General features: G+C 71.5%; 13 protein-coding genes. 6 read left to right on the plus strand and 7 right to left on the minus strand.

Annotated features, from left to right (window positions below):
- A partial coding sequence (locus BSB02_RS39860) for a hypothetical protein (protein ID WP_206184863.1) occupies positions 1–425 on the plus strand: 425 nt, incomplete at its 5' end.
- 134 nt (positions 426–559) lie between these two features.
- Positions 560–1,366, plus strand: coding sequence for a site-specific integrase (locus BSB02_RS41580; RefSeq protein WP_206184864.1), 807 nt, complete (start codon positions 560–562; stop codon positions 1,364–1,366).
- A 78-nt stretch (positions 1,367–1,444) separates the two neighbouring features.
- Here the strand turns inward: BSB02_RS41580 and glnA are convergent, their stop codons facing one another.
- On the minus strand, positions 1,445–2,806 hold the full coding sequence (gene glnA / locus BSB02_RS24540; protein ID WP_084962300.1) for a type I glutamate--ammonia ligase: 1,362 nt from the start codon (positions 2,804–2,806) through the stop codon (positions 1,445–1,447).
- Between the two features lie 175 nt (positions 2,807–2,981).
- Here glnA and BSB02_RS24545 point away from each other — a divergent pair, with 175 nt between their 5' ends.
- Entirely contained in the window at positions 2,982–3,545 is a 564-nt protein-coding gene (locus BSB02_RS24545; protein ID WP_084962301.1) for an EF-hand domain-containing protein, read from the plus strand.
- Positions 3,542–4,492, plus strand: a complete 951-nt coding sequence (locus BSB02_RS24550) for a terpene synthase family protein (protein ID WP_084962303.1) — start codon at positions 3,542–3,544, stop codon at positions 4,490–4,492. The genes BSB02_RS24545 and BSB02_RS24550 overlap by 4 nt, the downstream gene beginning before the upstream one ends.
- Here BSB02_RS24550 and BSB02_RS24555 read toward each other — a convergent pair.
- On the minus strand, positions 4,483–5,439 hold the full coding sequence (locus BSB02_RS24555) for an ArsR/SmtB family transcription factor (protein WP_084962305.1): 957 nt from the start codon (positions 5,437–5,439) through the stop codon (positions 4,483–4,485). The genes BSB02_RS24550 and BSB02_RS24555 overlap by 10 nt on opposite strands.
- A gap of 132 nt (positions 5,440–5,571) precedes the next feature.
- Between BSB02_RS24555 and BSB02_RS24560 the strand changes: the two genes are divergently transcribed.
- Positions 5,572–6,783: an MDR family MFS transporter gene (locus BSB02_RS24560; protein WP_338064358.1), complete on the plus strand. Its 1,212-nt coding sequence runs from the start codon at positions 5,572–5,574 to the stop codon at positions 6,781–6,783.
- 91 nt (positions 6,784–6,874) lie between these two features.
- Positions 6,875–8,650, plus strand: coding sequence for an NAD+ synthase (locus BSB02_RS24565; RefSeq protein ID WP_084962307.1), 1,776 nt, complete (start codon positions 6,875–6,877; stop codon positions 8,648–8,650).
- A 19-nt stretch (positions 8,651–8,669) separates the two neighbouring features.
- Here BSB02_RS24565 and BSB02_RS24570 read toward each other — a convergent pair whose 3' ends face one another.
- The 5 genes from BSB02_RS24570 to BSB02_RS24590 all read right to left on the minus strand — a co-directional run bounded on the left by BSB02_RS24570 (position 8,670) and on the right by BSB02_RS24590 (position 15,069).
- Positions 8,670–9,881 carry a hypothetical protein gene (locus tag BSB02_RS24570; protein WP_084962309.1) on the minus strand — a complete coding sequence of 404 codons (1,212 nt, stop codon included), beginning with the start codon at positions 9,879–9,881 and terminating at the stop codon, positions 8,670–8,672.
- Positions 9,878–10,336: a cupredoxin domain-containing protein gene (locus tag BSB02_RS24575; RefSeq protein WP_206184865.1), complete on the minus strand. Its 459-nt coding sequence runs from the start codon at positions 10,334–10,336 to the stop codon at positions 9,878–9,880. Before BSB02_RS24575 ends, BSB02_RS24570 begins: the two co-directional genes overlap by 4 nt.
- Entirely contained in the window at positions 10,333–12,546 is a 2,214-nt protein-coding gene (locus BSB02_RS24580) for a right-handed parallel beta-helix repeat-containing protein (RefSeq protein WP_206184866.1), read from the minus strand. Before BSB02_RS24580 ends, BSB02_RS24575 begins: the two co-directional genes overlap by 4 nt.
- A 341-nt stretch (positions 12,547–12,887) precedes the next feature.
- Positions 12,888–13,490: a TetR/AcrR family transcriptional regulator gene (locus BSB02_RS24585; RefSeq protein WP_084962311.1), complete on the minus strand. Its 603-nt coding sequence runs from the start codon at positions 13,488–13,490 to the stop codon at positions 12,888–12,890.
- Between the two features lie 7 nt (positions 13,491–13,497).
- Positions 13,498–15,069 carry an MFS transporter gene (locus BSB02_RS24590; protein ID WP_084962313.1) on the minus strand — a complete coding sequence of 524 codons (1,572 nt, stop codon included), beginning with the start codon at positions 15,067–15,069 and terminating at the stop codon, positions 13,498–13,500.
- Between the last annotated feature and the right edge of the window lie 370 nt (positions 15,070–15,439).

Consider the following 15,439-nt stretch of genomic DNA (forward strand, 5'->3'; position numbering starts at 1 on the left):
AGGTACACCCCTTCCCGTCAGATCCACAGGTTTCGATCATTGCTCAGCCGACACCCGAAGACATCTCACAGGGTTTGGCCGAGATCGAACGCCACCTCGCCTCACAGCTCCCACCCGCGCCGCCATCCCCAGCCGCCGAGGAGACCAAGCGCGTCCAGCGCTTGCGCGCCGCGGTGGCCGAGGCGCACCTGCTGGCCCAGCTGCAAGAGGACGACACGCCGCTACTGGTCGAGACCCCCAAGGTCCGCAAGCGGTGCAAGGCCACCCAGCAGGCCGCAGGGCTGCACGCGCTGGCCCAGAATCCGGAGATGCGCGCCTGGCAGGCTGCGGATGCGTCGCCTGCTGGTTACGGGCTTCATGATTTCCCTGGCGCTGGAGCTGGCGCAGGCCTGGCCCATCGCAGGCGTCCAGCACTTCGCCGCTGACGGTGCGGCCCCCTGGTCGCCAGGCTGGATCTTCGCCTGGCTGGTGGAGCCGTTTCTGTCCCTAGCCCTGCTCATGATCGTGGGTCCCGCGCTTACCTAGGCACCCAGGCCAGCCACTCAACAACCACACGCTGGTGCGGATTGAGGGGCTGTTCCTGGGGCTCACGCTCGGCATGAACGCCTGGCCCTACCTGCCGTGGTCGCTGCCCGAAGGCACCCCGTCCTCCTCCCGGCTGGTGCTGCACACGCTGGGGCCGATCGTGGCGGTGGCCATCGTCGCCGCCCTGCCGATCGTCCTGGCCGCCTTCGCCCGCTCGGACCACGGCACCGGCCGCCCCGCCACGGACACGGCGGGCACCGCCGCCGGTACCCCTACTGGCCCGTCGTACAGGCCAAAGACCGTCACTGTGGAGGCGTTAACCGCCCGCGCCCAGCGCCTCATCGCCGCGTTGGACCTGCGCGCCGGGCTGCAGCTGTACGACCTCAAGGGCACTGGCGACCTGTCCCCGCTGGAGGGGTGCGCGCACCGCTACCGCGCCGGGGACGACGATGAGGACATCGAGTACGCCATGGTCGGCATGCGCGGCCTGCGCGAGGAGATGCGCCGCCGTACCAAGGTGATCTGCAACCTGCCCCGCGACATCTGCCCGGCGAACATGGCCGTTGCCGTCATCCCAGCGCCGAACGGGAGGGAGCGACACCAGGCGGCCCGTGAGCGCGGCATGCACGCGCTCAGGCACTTCTACGCCTCGGTGCTCCTGGATGCGGGAGAGAACATCAAGGCGCTCAGTCAGTACCTCGGGCACAGCGATCCCGGCTTCACACTCCGGGTCTACACCCATCTCATGCCAAGTAGTGACGGACGCACCCGGAGAGCTGTGGACAGGGTCTATGAGGCCGCCGATTCACGGTCGGACGGCCCACAGACGGCCCAGGAGTGATCAAAAGGCGTGGGGCCAGCGACTCGCCGCCGATGGCCCCACGCCTGCCCTACCCGTGAAATCCTCGCTGACCTGCGGTTACAGCACCGGCAGGTAGCGGCCCAGCTCGAACTCGGTGACCTGCCGCCGGTACTCCCGCCACTCACTCCGCTTGTTGCGCAGGAAGAAGTCGAAGACGTGCTCGCCCAGCGTCTCGGCCACGAGCTCGCTCTGCTCCATGATGCCGATCGCCTCGTCCAGCGACTGGGGCAGCGGCCTGATGCCCAGCGCGCGCCGTTCGGAGCTCGTCAGCGCCCACACGTTGTCCTCGGCGGGAGGCGGCAGCTCGTACCCCTCCGCGATGCCCTTCAGGCCCGCCGCCAGGATCACCGCGAAGGCGAGGTAGGGGTTGCAGGCCGAGTCGAGCGAGCGGAACTCGATGCGCGTGGATCCGCCCTTGTGCGGCTTGTACATGGGCACCCGCACCAGCGCCGAGCGGTTGTTGTGCCCCCAGCAGACGTACGAGGGCGCCTCCCCGCCCTGGCCCGCGATCGCCTCCGCGCCGCCCCACAGCCGCTTGTAGGAGTTGACCCACTGGTTGGTGATCGCGGTGATCTCGGCCGCGTGGCGCAGGAGCCCGGCGATGAAGGACCGGCCGGTCTTGGACAGCTGGTACTCGGCGCCCGGCTCGTGGAAGGCGTTGCGGTCGCCCTCGAACAGCGACATGTGCGTGTGCATGCCCGAGCCGGGGAAGTCGGTGAACGGCTTGGGCATGAAGGACGCCCAGATGCCCTGCTCCAGCGCGACCTCCTTCATGACCAGCCGGAAGGTCATGATGTTGTCGGCCGTGGTGAGCGCGTCGGCGTAGCGCAGGTCGATCTCCTGCTGGCCGGGGGCGCCCTCGTGGTGGCTGAACTCCACTGAGATGCCCATGGACTCCAGCATCATGATCGCCTGGCGGCGGAAGTCGTGTCCGGCGCTGTGCGGCGTGTGGTCGAAGTAGCCGCCGGAGTCGATCGGCTCGGGCTTCTCCCCCGCCTCGGGCCGGCTCTTGAGCAGGAAGAACTCGATCTCGGGGTGGGTGTAGAAGGTGAAGCCCATGTCCGCGGCCTTGGCCAGGGCGCGCTTGAGCACCCAGCGCGGGTCGGCGTGGGAGGGCGAGCCGTCCGGCATGAGGATGTCGCAGAAGATGCGCGCCGCGCCGGGGGACTCGCTGCGCCAGGGCAGGATCTGGAAGGTCGAGGGGTCGGGCTTGGCGAGCATGTCGGACTCGTAGACGCGGGCGAACCCCTCGATGGCCGAGCCGTCGAAGCCGATGCCCTCGGCGAAGGCGCCTTCGAGCTCGGCCGGGGCGATCGCCACCGACTTGAGGAAGCCGAGCACGTCCGTGAACCACAACCGGATGAACCGGATGTCCCGCTCCTCGAGCGTGCGGAGCACGAACTCCTGCTGGCGGTCCAACGGCACTCCTTCGAAGACTTCCCCAGCTTTCTCTGCCAGGCATACCCAGCATGCACTATCCGTGTTTCGGACACGTTACCGGCAAGAACGGCGGCGCGGACGACACGGGGTGCCTCGCTGACAAACCGTCACCGGCCGTCCTACTGTGATCACGCGAAGTCTCGGGGGAGGCGGCATGGCTATCGATCTGCGCGAGCACAAGCTGGATCGGGCGTTCGGCCATCTGGACGTGGGAGGCGGCGGCGAGATCGACCGGGAGGACCTGCTGGGGCTGGGGGCCAGGCTCCTGGTGGGCTTCGGCGAGTCCCCGACCTCGCTGACCGGCCGCCGGCTCGTCGACGGCCTCGACGGCATCTGGGCGGCCCTGACGCGGGCGCTGGACCGCGACGCCGACGCCCGGCTGACCGCGGCGGACTTCCGCGCCGGGATGACGGCGGCGTTCGTGGCGGGCGAACTGTTCCAGCCGGTCTTCCACCCGGCCGCCGAGGCGGTCGCCGACCTGTGCGACCACGACCGCGACGGCCGGGTCGGCCCCCGGGAGTTCCGCGTGATGCTCAGCGCGTTCGGCGTCGCCTACGACGAGGTGGACGAGGCGTTCGACCGGCTCGACCGCGACCGCGACGGCACGCTGACCGTCTCGGAGCTGGTCGCGGCGGCGCGCGAGTACTACACCGGCGACGACCCGCACGCGGCGGGAAACTGGCTGTTCGGCCCCCTGTGGGAAACGAGTTGCCTGTGAGGTCCGTGCTGAGGTCGCTGTCGTCGCTCCTGCCCCGCTCCCGCGTGCCGGCCCGGAGCGCCGCCGAGCAGTTGCTGCCGCTCACCGAGCGGGTGCCGATGCTGGCCGCGCCGTGCCGCATGCACCCGTCGGTGTACGCGGTGGAGGCGGCGGTCCTGGACTGGGCCCGGCGCACGGGGCTGCGCGCCGATCCGGGCGCCGGCTTCCACCGCCTGGCCGCCCGGGCGTTCGCCGAGTTCGACGCGGCCGCCGCCGCGCTGTTCGCGCAATGGCTGACGTGGCTGTTCCAGCTGGACGACGAGCTGGACGAGGGGCCGTGCCGCCTGGAGCTGTTCCAGGGCTTCCTCCGCGGTACGGCGGGGCATCCGCTGGAGGCGGCCTTCGCCGACCTGTGGCGGGTGACCAGCGCGAGGATGAGCGACCACTGGCGCTCCCGGTTCGCGGGGCACCTGAAGAACCAGCACGACGCATGCCGTGCCGAGGCGGAGAACCGGCTCACCGGCCGCGTCCCCACGCTGAGCGAGTACCCTGCGCTGCGCAGGGGCACGGTCGGGCCGTACCTGTACGACCTGGTCGAGCCGTGCCTGCGGGTGGAGGTGCCGGCCTGGCTGCGCACCAGCGAGCCGTGGCAGGAGCTGGTCGAGGCGTGCGCCGACGTCACGGCCTGGTGCAACGACGTGGCCAGCCGGCCCAAGGAGCACGGCGACCCGCACAACATGGTGGTGCTGGCGATCCGGGAGTACGGGCTGGACGAGCAGGCCGCGACGGCCTGGGTGCTGGACCGGATCGCCGAGCGGTGCGAGGACATGGGCGCGGCGGCCAGGACGCTGCCGCTGGGCGACGTGGACGCGAAGACCGCCAGGGACGTGAGCAAGGTGGCGTGCGCCTACCTGGCCGCGCCGCGCGCGCACCTGGACTGGCTGCTGGAGTCCAGCCGCTACGCCTGACCCACGAGCGAGTCGCCGATCGGGGTGCGCCGGTAGAGCACCTGCTTGCCCACCCGCAGCCCGACGGCCAGGCCGCTGTCGGCCAGCACACCCAGGTGCTGGCTGACCGCGCCCGGGGTGATGTCCATGCGGCGGGCCAGCGCCGAGGTGGTGGCGGGCTCGCCCAGGGCCAGGAGGATCCGGGCCCGGCTGCGGCCGATGAGCGCGGCCAGGGCGTCGGGCGCGGGCGGCGGTCCCTGCTCCCACAGCGTGCCCACGCCGTGGACGGGATAGACGAGCATCGACTGGTAGGGGGCGGACATGACGGCCACCGCCGGCCAGTAGAAGGCGCTGGGCACCAGCACCAGCCCCTCGCCGTGCGGCCGGTCGATCTCGCACCAGGGCCTGTCGATGAGCAGCCGCGTCCCGGTCCAGGTGACGGCCGGGTCCAGCGAGGCGAACAGGGCGTGCGCGCCGCCCTCGGCCAGCCGGCGGGAACGGCGCAGCACGTCGCGTTCCAGCAGCGTGTACACGCGCGGCCAGTACTCGGCCAGGCACGCCTGCCAGTACGCCTCCAGGGCGTCGGCGACCCGCTGGATGCCCGCCTCGGGGTCGGCCCTCAGCCGGTCGAGCGCCGGGTCCTCCCCCAGCCTGCGCACCTCTTCCAGTACGCGCGCCGGGTCGGCCTGCCGTACCCGCTCCAGCTCGGCCGGGAAGTCGGGCAGCGGGGTGTCGGGCGGCGGGGTGATGAAGTCGGCGATGTAGCCCTCGGGCGGCACCAGCGCGAACAGCTCCCTCATGTCCAGCCCGGCCAGGCGGGGCCGCGCGGCCCTGACCCACGGCAGGTGTACGGCCTGGCGGGCCGGGTCGCGGAGCGTGCGCAGGCTCGCCACGAGTTCCCAGATCGGCGAGAAGGCGAAGCGCAGCCGCGCCAGGTCCTCCGGCGCCAGCTCCCACTCGATCCCCATACCTTTTAGTGTGCCCTAAAACGATCGCGGGACGGGCGGGGGTGTCCGGACACTAGCGTCATGAAGACGACTCCTGTGCCTCCTGTCCCCCGCCGCGCGACCGGCTCCGTGGCCGGCTCCATGACCAGCTCTGTGACCAGCTCTGTGACCAGCTCTGTGACCGGTTTCGTGGCCGGCAAGGTGGGCGGGCTGCCCCGGCCGTTCTGGGCGCTGTGGGGCGGCACGCTGGTCAACCGCCTGGGCACCATGGTGCTGCCGTTCATCGGCGTCTACCTGACCCAGGCGCGCGGGCTGTCGCCGGCCGCCTCGGGCGCGGTGATGGCCGTCTTCGGCGCGGGATCGCTGGCGTCGCAGCTGGTGGCCGGGGTGCTGACCGACCGGATCGGCCGCCGCGCCACGCTGTCCGGCGGCATGCTGGCGACGGGCGCCACCCTGCTCGCGCTCGGCTACAGCTCCTCCCTGCCGGCCATTCTCGCCGCGATGTTCGTGCTGGGGCTGGTGGTGGACGCCTACCGGCCCGCGTCCAACGCCCTGGTGGCCGACCTGGTCTCGCCCGAGGACCGTCCCCGGGCGTACGGGTTGCTGTTCTGGGCCGTCAACCTGGGCTACGCGGTGGGCATGACGGCCGGGGGCCGCCTGGCCGAGCTGGGTTTCACGTGGCTGTTCTGGATCGACGCGGTCTCCAGCGTGGTCTTCGCCGTGCTGGTGTGGCGGGCCGTGCCGGAGACCAGGCCGGAGCGGGGCGGTGACGGCAAGGGCCTGGCCGTGGTGCTGCGCGACCGCCTCATGGTGGCCTTCACGCTGGTCGTGCTGGGCAACGCCCTGGTCTACCTGCAGACCGTGACCATGCTGCCGGTCGCCATGGCCGGGGCGGGGCTCACCACGGGACAGTTCGGGCTGGCCATGGCCCTCAACGGCGTGCTCATCGTGGTCGTGCAGCCGCTGGTGTCGGACTGGCTCGGCCGGCGCGACCTGGCCAGGACGATGGCGCTGGGTCTGGCCGTCATGGGCGTGGGCTTCGGGCTGACCGCCTTCGTCACCACCACCGCGGGCCTGGCGTTCACCATCGCCGTCTGGACGGCCGGGGAGATCGTCACGGCAGGCATCGCCGGGACGGTCGTGGCCGTGCTGGCGCCGCCGCACCTGCGCGGCCGGTACGCGGGCCTGTTCGGCTTCGCCTGGGCGGCGGCCTCGGTGCTGGCGCCCCTCCTCGGCGGCGCGCTGCTGGAGGTGGGCAGGCACGCGCTGTGGTTCAGCGTGGGCGCGGCCGGGCTGCTGTCCGCGGCGGGCATGCTGGCCCTGGGCCCCGCCATCCGGAAGAGGGCCGCGTCGAGCGGCATGTGACTGCTTTCGGCGAGCGCCCGTCGCTGGAGGCCGTCCCGCCACGTTTATCGTCACATAGACGATAAGAAACGGGGGGCACTAGGCTGAGGACATGGCACAGCTGCGCATCGCCCTGGCACAGACCAACCCCGTCGTGGGAGACCTGACCGCCAACGCCCACAAGCTGATCGAATGGACCCGCCGCGCCGCCGACCGGGGCGCGCACCTGGCCGTCTTCACCGAGATGTTCCTCACCGGCTATCCAGTGGAGGACCTGGTGCTGCGCTCGTCGTTCGTGGAGGCGTCGATCGCCGCGCTGGAGCGGACGGCCGCCAGGCTGGCCGAGGAGGGCCTGGGCGGGTTGCCCGTGGTCGTCGGCTACGTCGACCGCGCGGGGCTGGAGCCGAGGGTGGGCCAGCCCAAAGGGGCGCCGCTCGACGCGGCGGCGGTGCTGTTCGGCGGGAAGGTCGTCGCCCGCACGGCCAAGCACCACCTGCCCAACTACGGCGTCTTCGACGAGTACCGCTACTTCATCCGCGGCGACCGGCTGCCCATCTTCCGCCTGCACGGCGTGGACGTGGCGCTCGCGGTGTGCGAGGACCTGTGGCAGGACGGCGGGCCGGTCGCCGTGGTCGGCCAGGCGGGCGCCGGGCTGCTGGTGGTGCCCAACGCCTCGCCGTACGAGAGGAACAAGGACGACGTCCGGCTGGAGCTGTGCGCGCGCCGTGCCCGCGAGGCCGGCTGCGCCCTCGCCTACGTCAACCAGGTCGGCGGGCAGGACGAGCTGGTCTTCGACGGCGACTCGATCGTCGTGGACGCCTCCGGCGAGCTGGTGGCGCGGGCCGGGCAGTTCCGCGAGGAGCTGCTGGTGGTCGACCTGGACCTGCCCCGGGGCACCGCGGCGCCGGGAACGGCCGAGCACGACGCGGGCGACGGCTCGGTCATCACGGTCGAGCGGCTCGTGCTGTCGGAGGACCCGCTGCCGCCCTACGAGCCGGAGCCGCCCGTGATCGCGCCGCGCCTGGACGACGTGGGCGAGGTCTACGCGGCGCTGGTGCTGGGCGTGCGCGACTACGTGGCCAAGAACGGCTTCCAGTCGGTCATCCTGGGCCTGTCGGGCGGCATCGACTCGGCGCTCACCGCCACGATCGCCTCCGACGCGATCGGCCCGTCGCGGGTCAACGTCGTGCTGATGCCCTCGCGCTACTCCTCCGAGCACTCGATCGCCGACGCCGAGGAGCTGGTGCGCCGCCAGGGCGTCACCTCCCGGATCGTCCCGATCGCCGACATCGTCAACGCCTTCGAGAAGGAGATCGAGCTGTCGGGGCTGGCGGCCGAGAACCTCCAGGCGCGCGTGCGGGGCATGATCCTCATGGGACTGTCCAACCAGCACGGCCACCTGGTGCTCACCACCGGCAACAAGAGCGAGCTGGCGACCGGCTACTCCACCCTCTACGGCGACTCGGCGGGCGGCTTCGCGCCGATCAAGGACGTGCCCAAGACGATGGTGTGGGAGCTGGCGCGCTGGCGCAACGCCCACTCCTACGACTGGTTCCTGCTGGACGCCGAGCGACCCGTGCCCGAGAACTCCATCACCAAGGAGCCCAGCGCCGAGCTGCGGCCCGACCAGCGCGACACCGACTCGCTGCCGCCGTACGAGGTGCTCGACCGGCTGCTGGACGACTACGTCGAAAAGGACATGGGCTCGGCCGAGCTCATCGCCGCCGGGCACGACCCGGCGCTGGTCGCGCGGGTGATCAGGATGGTGGACCTGGCCGAGTACAAGCGGCGCCAGTACCCGCCGGGGCCGAAGATCACGCCGAAGAACTTCGGCCGCGACCGCCGCCTGCCGATCACCAACGGCTGGCGCGAGCAGCCGCCCTCGTGACGCCGCTCACGCGGGCCCGTCACGCGAGCAGCAGGCTGATGCCGCCGATCGTGTAGCACAGCATCAGCGCGAACAGCGGCAGCTGCCCCGCCACGGCCCTGGCCGGGGGCAGCAGCCGCACCGACCGGTCGTGCGCCGCCACCACGCCCGCGACGTGCCCGGCCACGATCGCGGCCACCTGGACCGTGGCGATCACGCCCGGGGACACCGCTTCGGCGTTGACCCGGACCTCCAGGCCCAGGGCGAGGATCACCGCCCGCTGCCCCTCGACGGCCAGCAGCGAGAAGTAGTGGGCGACGAGGTAGCCGGCGGCGACGGGCACCAGGGAGTGGGCGAAGCGGGGCCGCAGGCCGCGCGTGCGGCCGATCAGCCCGGCCAGGGCGAGGCAGGCACTGTAGAGGAGCGCCACCAGGACGATCGCCGCGAGCAGGCCCAGCGTGCCCAAGGCGGTGCCCGGGCCCGACTGCAGGACCCGGATCCAGGCCGGGACGGTGGACAGCCCGTCGTAGCCCGTGCCGCCGAGCAGCACGCACACCGTGGCCACCAGGCCGGGCGCGGGCGCGATGGCGTCCAGGCCGTCGAAGGGGTTGCGCAGCACGATCCGGCCGTCCGCGCGCCGCCCGACCGGTGCCAGGTGGCCGATGAGCGTCGAGTACACCTCGAAGGGGTCGCCGCGCTCCAGCCAGGCGTGGCCGTACCGCAGGACGCCCGCGAGCTGGACCCCGCCGTACAGGACGAGGAAGGCCAGCAGCGTCGCCGGGGCGGCCGGTTCGGGGGCGACCAGTTCCATCCACGTGAAGGCCAGCAGGCCCGCCGCTGCGGGCCAGTACCCCAGGCGGGGCGGCAGCGGGGCGCGGGGCCGGTCGGGCAGCAGCCGGAAGGGGTTCAGCAGCCGCCAGACCGGGCCCAGCAGCAGCGAGGCGGGCACGAGGCCGACCCAGAAGAGCACATAGATCAGGTACGGCGCGGCGTTGCCCTCCGCCGGTCCGGCCAGGAGCCAGGCGACGGTGTACAGCAGGGCGGCGAGGGTCAGGACGCGCAGGGGCGTGGCGGGCGGGCGGACCGGCAGGGGGCGGCCTGCCCGGTCGCCGCGGAAGCGCGGATCCGCCCACAGCAGGCCCAGGGCCAGGAAGGAGACCACGAGCGCGGCGAACGCGCCGGCGTAGGCGTAGAAGAGCGGGATGGGCAGGTCGGAGCGCTCGCCGACGCCGTGGGCGAGGACGCCCGTCACCGCACGGCCACCTGGGTGAGCACGAGCTTGGCCCGGTGCGTCTCGACGGCGAACACGCCGGTCAGGCCGGCGGTGAAGCGCACGGTCACGGGCTTGCCGGCGGGCAGGCCGGCCTTGATGTCGTAGCCGTGGACGTGCAGCTCGTCGGGCGTGTCGCTGGTGACGGTGATGGTCACCGGGCTGCCCTCGGCGACCTCCAGCCAGCCGGGGGGCGGGGACACCCGGCCGCGCGTGATCGTGATCTCGGCGTGCGCCTGGCCGGGCGCGGGCGTCGCGGGGCCGGTGACCACGTCGTGGGCGGTGCCGGGGCGGTGGTGGGTGGTCGACTGCGGGCCGCAGGCGGCCAGGCACAGGCAGGCGGCGACGCACAGGCAGGCGACCTGGGACAGGCGGGCGGCCAGGCGCAGGCGGACTGCGAGGCACAGGCGGGCCCCGAGCGTGAGGGTCCTTCTCACGCCAGGACCTTCGGCGCGTGGCGTTCCTCGCCCCGGGTACGGCTGGGCCGCGGGGCCAGGACGACGACCGCCCACAGCACCCAGATCCCGGTCAGCAGGCCGCGGATCCAGCCGGGGCTCAGCGGGATCGCGGGGATGAGGTGAACGAGTCGGTCGGCGGCGTCGGCGAGGCCGAGCAGGCCGATGACGGCGGTGAACCAGCCGAAGACGGGGCGGGCGCGCCTGAGCAGCAGGCCGAGGGCGAGCATCCAGGCGCCCAGGCCGAGGACCGCGAGCCCGGCGAGGACCGGGGCGTCGGCGACGGCGGCGACGACGTCGAGCGCGAGACCGAGGAGACCGGCGGCGGTGGCGGCCAGGAGGATGATGCTGTGGCGCCTGGCGGGCGCCTGGTCGTGGAGACCGGGCGTGGGGTCGCGCACGTCGGACTCGGCGCCGCTTACACCGGGCGCGTCGGGCAGGGTGCCGCTCACGCCAAGCGTCGCGTTGCGCACGTCGGGCCTGCCGAGCACGTTGGACCTGCTACGTACCTCGGACTTCGTGCGCGCGTTGGACCTGGCGCGCATGTTGAGCAGGGTGCCGTGCCGGGCTCTGGCGGCGAAGAGGATCGCCAGCAGGCCGAGGACGATCGAGCCGCCCAGCGCCAGCTGGGCCTCCAGCTTGCCCAGGCCGGAGGCGCCGAACCAGTCGCACCCGGCGGGCAGGCGCGCCTCGGCGGCGCTGAAGTCGGCGCACAGGTACAGCTTGGCGAGCTTCACCGGCTCGGCCAGCAGGCGGCTGGAGCCGCCCGACAACGCCGGCGCGCGGTCCCCGCACACCGGCAGCACGGCCGGGGTGGAGCGGCCCGTGTCGCCCTGGAAGCAGTTGCCCGTGCCCTGGCCGTCCCACCAGACGTCCAGGCCGTTGCCTGCGAACCGGTTGCCCTCGTAGCGGTTGTGGTTGGAGGTGTCGGCCTGCTTGGCGAGATCGTCCTCGCCGCGGATGACCGCCGGGACGCCGAAGAGCTGGAACGCCGCGCGCCTGTGCCCGGTGACCTCGTTGTTCGCGAAGACGTTGTAGTTGCCGCCCGCGACCAGGATCCCCGTGCCGGACGGCACGCCGACCTGCGGGCACACCACGCCGCGCTCGTAGCCGCGCTCGGCCGGGGGCTTGCGGCACGTGCCGTCACGCAGGTAGCGGTAGTAGTCGGCGTTGTTGTCGTAGATCTTGTTGTTCTCGAAGCGGGCGTGGTTCTGCGGCAGTCCGGGATGGCCGGGCCACAGGCTGTCCATCGTGGCGCCGACCATGTTGGCGTAGAACTCGTTGTCGTGGACGTACATCGAGTCGCCCGCCGTGCCGGAGTAGCCCAGGGCGTTGTGGTGTGACTTGCAGCGGCGGATCTCGATGGCGTAGCGGGTGACGTCGTGGCCGCGGCCCTCGTTGATGTTGGAGGCGCTGCCCGGGTAGAGGCCGCCGTCGCCGTTGCCGTAGGCCTCGCAGTCGGTGTAGAGGCCGTGGTCGCTGGCGAAGGTGAGGAAGCCGTACTCGTCGGTCCAGCGGCCGAGCACCCGGTCGATGACGAAGCCGTCGGTCTCGAGGATGTAGACGGCGTTGAAGGTCGTCCGTTGCGCCGTGAAGTTCCGGAAATAAATGCCGTCGGCGCGGTCGGCCCGGATGGCGTTGAGCTTGCGGTACTCCGCGTCGATCACCACGTCCAGCGGATCGGCCCCGGTGCCCTCGATCTGGAGGTCCTTCTTGCCGAGGACGGCGACCAGGTTCTGGTTGTGGGGGCACTGCTGTTGCTGCTCGTAGGAGAGGATCTGGTAGCCCCAGACCGACCAGCGGGCCGGGAGGGCGGCGCAGGCGCCGGACGGCGCGGCCTGGCTCGGCTCCTCGCGGTAGAGGCCCGGCAGGATGCCGATCGTCATGCCCGGCCTGTCCACCTTGTCGACGGCTTCCTGGAGGTGGCGGAAACCATCCTGTTGGCATTTCTCAAATAATCGGATATTTCGCGTTTTGAGGTCTTCAGGGAAGCCCGCGATGCGCCGCCGGAAGTCGGCCAGATCGCTCTTGCAAACCAGGAGGTCGGGCTCGGCCGTGCGGTAGGCGGGCACGCTGCCGGTGCCGTCGGGGAGGGTGACCTCGCGCTCCTCGTGCGCGAAGGCGGCGCTCGCGGGGAGCAGGAGTCCCGCTGTCAGCGCCAGGAGGACCGCGAACCTGCGCGAGGGGGGCATGGCCGCGAGACTAGAACATGGCTCACGTTCTGCCTAGAGAGATGTTCTGCCCAGGACTGTCTTCTGCCCAGTGATCGTCTTCTGCCGGGAATCGTCTACCATCCGGCGATCGCGTTCTGCCGGGATTGCCTTCGGGCAGACGTTCCGGGCCACCCGCAAGCCCTTCCTCAGGGAGGCGCTCCACGCATGACCACCCAGGCGCCTGGCCGGGCGCCGTTGCGGCGGCCGGCCCCGCGCGGCCGGTGAGCGTCACCCTGGAGTGCCGCCGGCCACGGTCGGCGGGTGGGCGCAACCCGGCTCCGCCGTACAGGAAAAACACCCCCACCGGCGGGAGAGAGCGGCTATCGGGCTGCGATGCCCTCCAGGACCATGTCCACGATGCGCTCGGACAGGTCTTCGGCCAGCGGCTCCCCCTGGTGCCACTTGGTGTGCACGATCATCGCGCCCGTCAGCGTCTGCATCGCCAGCTCGACGTCCAGGTCGGCGCGCAGCTCGCCGTTGGCCTTGCCGCGTTCGAGGACCGCGCGCACGGCGTTCCTGCGCGGTTCGATGGCGATCTTGCGGAACTTCGCGAACAGCTGCGGATGCCGGTCCGACTCGCTCATCGCGATGTTCATCACGCACCGCCGGCGAACGTGGCCCGCCTCGGTGCGCATGACCTCCAGGAGCGTGACGAGGTCGTCGCGCACCGACTCCCCCGCCAGCTCCGGCACCGGGGCCTTGAGCGTCGCCAGCGCGTCGACGACCAGGTCCTCCTTGTTCGACCAGCGGCGGTAGATCGTCGTCTTGCCGACTCCCGCCCTGGAGGCGATCGCCTCGATCGACAGCTCGGAGACGCCCATGCCCTCGCCCAGGAGGTCGAGGGTCGCCTCCAGGATGGCCTTCTCGGCCTTCTCACTCCGCGGACGGCCCGCCGGGCGGGCCGTCGTCGTCGACATGCTCATCGCGGCCTCACACTACAGCCGGTTCCTTGGTCTCGTGCTGCTGCGGTACGGCACGCGCCTTCCCGGGCATCCACCTGGCCACCGCCGCGGCGCCCAGCAGGGTGATGACCGCGGAGGCCAGGGCGGTGATGTGCATGCCATGGATGAAGGCGTCGAACGCGGGCTTGAGCAGGGCCTGGCCCTGGGCGCCCATCGCCTGCGCCACGCCCACGGTGCCCATGATCGACTCGCCGGCCACGTGCTGCAGGTTCTCCGGCAGTCCGGCCAGGGCCGGGGCGACCTCGCCGCGGTAGGACGAGGAGAGCACCGAGCCGAGGACGGCCACGCCCAGCGCGCCGGCGACCTGCCGGACGGTGTTGCTCATCGCCGAGCCCACGCCCGCCTTCTCCCGGGGCAGCGACTCCATGATCGCGGTGGTGGCGGGCGGCATGAGGTTGGCCATCGCGGCGCCTTGGACGAAGAAGACGACCTCCATCAGCAGCACGGGCGTGTCGCGGTCGAACAGGGCATAGGCGCCCAGCGCCGCCGTCACGATCAGCATGCTCACCGTGGCGGTGGCCTTGGCGCCGAAGCGCTCGTTGACGCGCTGGCTGAGCGGCGCAAAGATCAGCTGGGCGGCGGCGAACGGGATCATCAGCGCGCCCGCCTCGACCGGGCTGAACCCCTTGACGATCTGGATGTAGAACGTCAGGAAGAACATCCCGCCCATCATGGCGAAGAAGACGATGCCGACCAGGCCGATGGCCGTGCTGAAGCGGACGTTGCGGAAGTTCGACACGTCGAAGGCGGGGTGGTCGATGCGCCGCTCCCACCAGATGAACGCCGCCAGCACCGCCAGGCCGAACAGCGTCGGCGCGAGCACCTCGACGTCGGCGACCGTGGCCAGCTCACCGCCCCGGATGATGCCGTAGACCACGGCGACCAGGCCCACGATCGACAGCAGCACGCCGACCGGGTCGAGCCTGGACGGCTTCGGGTCGCGCGACTCCGGCACGACGGCGCCGATGAGGACCATGCTCAGCAGCACGATCGGCACGTTGATCAGGAAGACCGAGCCCCACCAGAAGTGCTCGATCAGGAAACCGCCGGTGATCGGGCCGATCGCCACGGCCAGGCCGACGCCGCCGGCCCACACGCCGATCGCCTTGCCGCGCTCACGGGGCGGGAAGACGTTGGAGATGATCGCCAGCGTGGCCGGCATGATGGCCGCGCCGCCGATGCCCATCAAAGCCCTGGCCAGGATGAGCTGCATCGGGGTCTGGGCGTAGGCGCTGGCCAGCGAGGCCAGGCCGAACAACACCATGCCGATGAACAACATCCGCTTGCGGCCGGTCCTGTCGCCGATCACGCCGAACGTGAACAGCAGACCGGCGAACACCAGCGTGTAGGAGTTGATCGCCCACTCCAGCTCGCTCTGCGTCGCCCCCAGGCCTTGCACGGGGTCGGCGATGGTCTTCATCGCGACGTTCAGGATCGTGTTGTCCAGCACGACGGCCAGGAGGCTGAACACCAGCACGCCGAGGATGGCCCATCGGCGTGGGTGTCCCGTGTCCGCTGTCGCTGTGGCTTGTTCCGACATGTCGGTTCTCATTTCGATACGTTCAAGTTTCGCAACGCCTACGTTTCGCAACGTCACCGTATCGTATGGCATTCCGATACGCAACGGTTGCGTTTCATAACTTTTCCCACATGCTCCGCGTGCTCCATGTGCTCGTTGTGCGACCGGGCAGCGCTCGCAGGTGCGTCTGGGCCGCCGCCCGCAACGCACCCGCCGCACACATGCAGGCCCACGGGAGGGGCCGCTGACGGCGGACAGGCCGCCGTCAGCTCACCGCCGCACGCCTGCAGGACCCGAAACGCCGCCCCGCCTCACGCCTGCAGGACCCGAAACGCCGCCCCGCCTCACGCCTGCAGGACCCGAAACGCCGCCCCGCCTCACGCCTGCAGGA

The sequence above is a fragment of the Thermoactinospora rubra genome, from assembly GCF_002093975.1.
Taxonomy (GTDB): domain Bacteria; phylum Actinomycetota; class Actinomycetes; order Streptosporangiales; family Streptosporangiaceae; genus Nonomuraea; species Nonomuraea rubra_A.

Coding starts and splice junctions, on each gene's coding strand:
- BSB02_RS24545 (WP_084962301.1), top strand. CDS start 2,982: ATGGCTATCGATCTGCGCGAGCACAAGCTGGATCGGGCGTTCGGCCAT.
- BSB02_RS24555 (WP_084962305.1), bottom strand. CDS start 5,439: ATGGGGATCGAGTGGGAGCTGGCGCCGGAGGACCTGGCGCGGCTGCGC.
- BSB02_RS24565 (WP_084962307.1), top strand. CDS start 6,875: ATGGCACAGCTGCGCATCGCCCTGGCACAGACCAACCCCGTCGTGGGA.
- BSB02_RS24580 (WP_206184866.1), bottom strand. CDS start 12,546: ATGCCCCCCTCGCGCAGGTTCGCGGTCCTCCTGGCGCTGACAGCGGGA.
- BSB02_RS24585 (WP_084962311.1), bottom strand. CDS start 13,490: ATGAGCATGTCGACGACGACGGCCCGCCCGGCGGGCCGTCCGCGGAGT.
- BSB02_RS24590 (WP_084962313.1), bottom strand. CDS start 15,069: ATGTCGGAACAAGCCACAGCGACAGCGGACACGGGACACCCACGCCGA.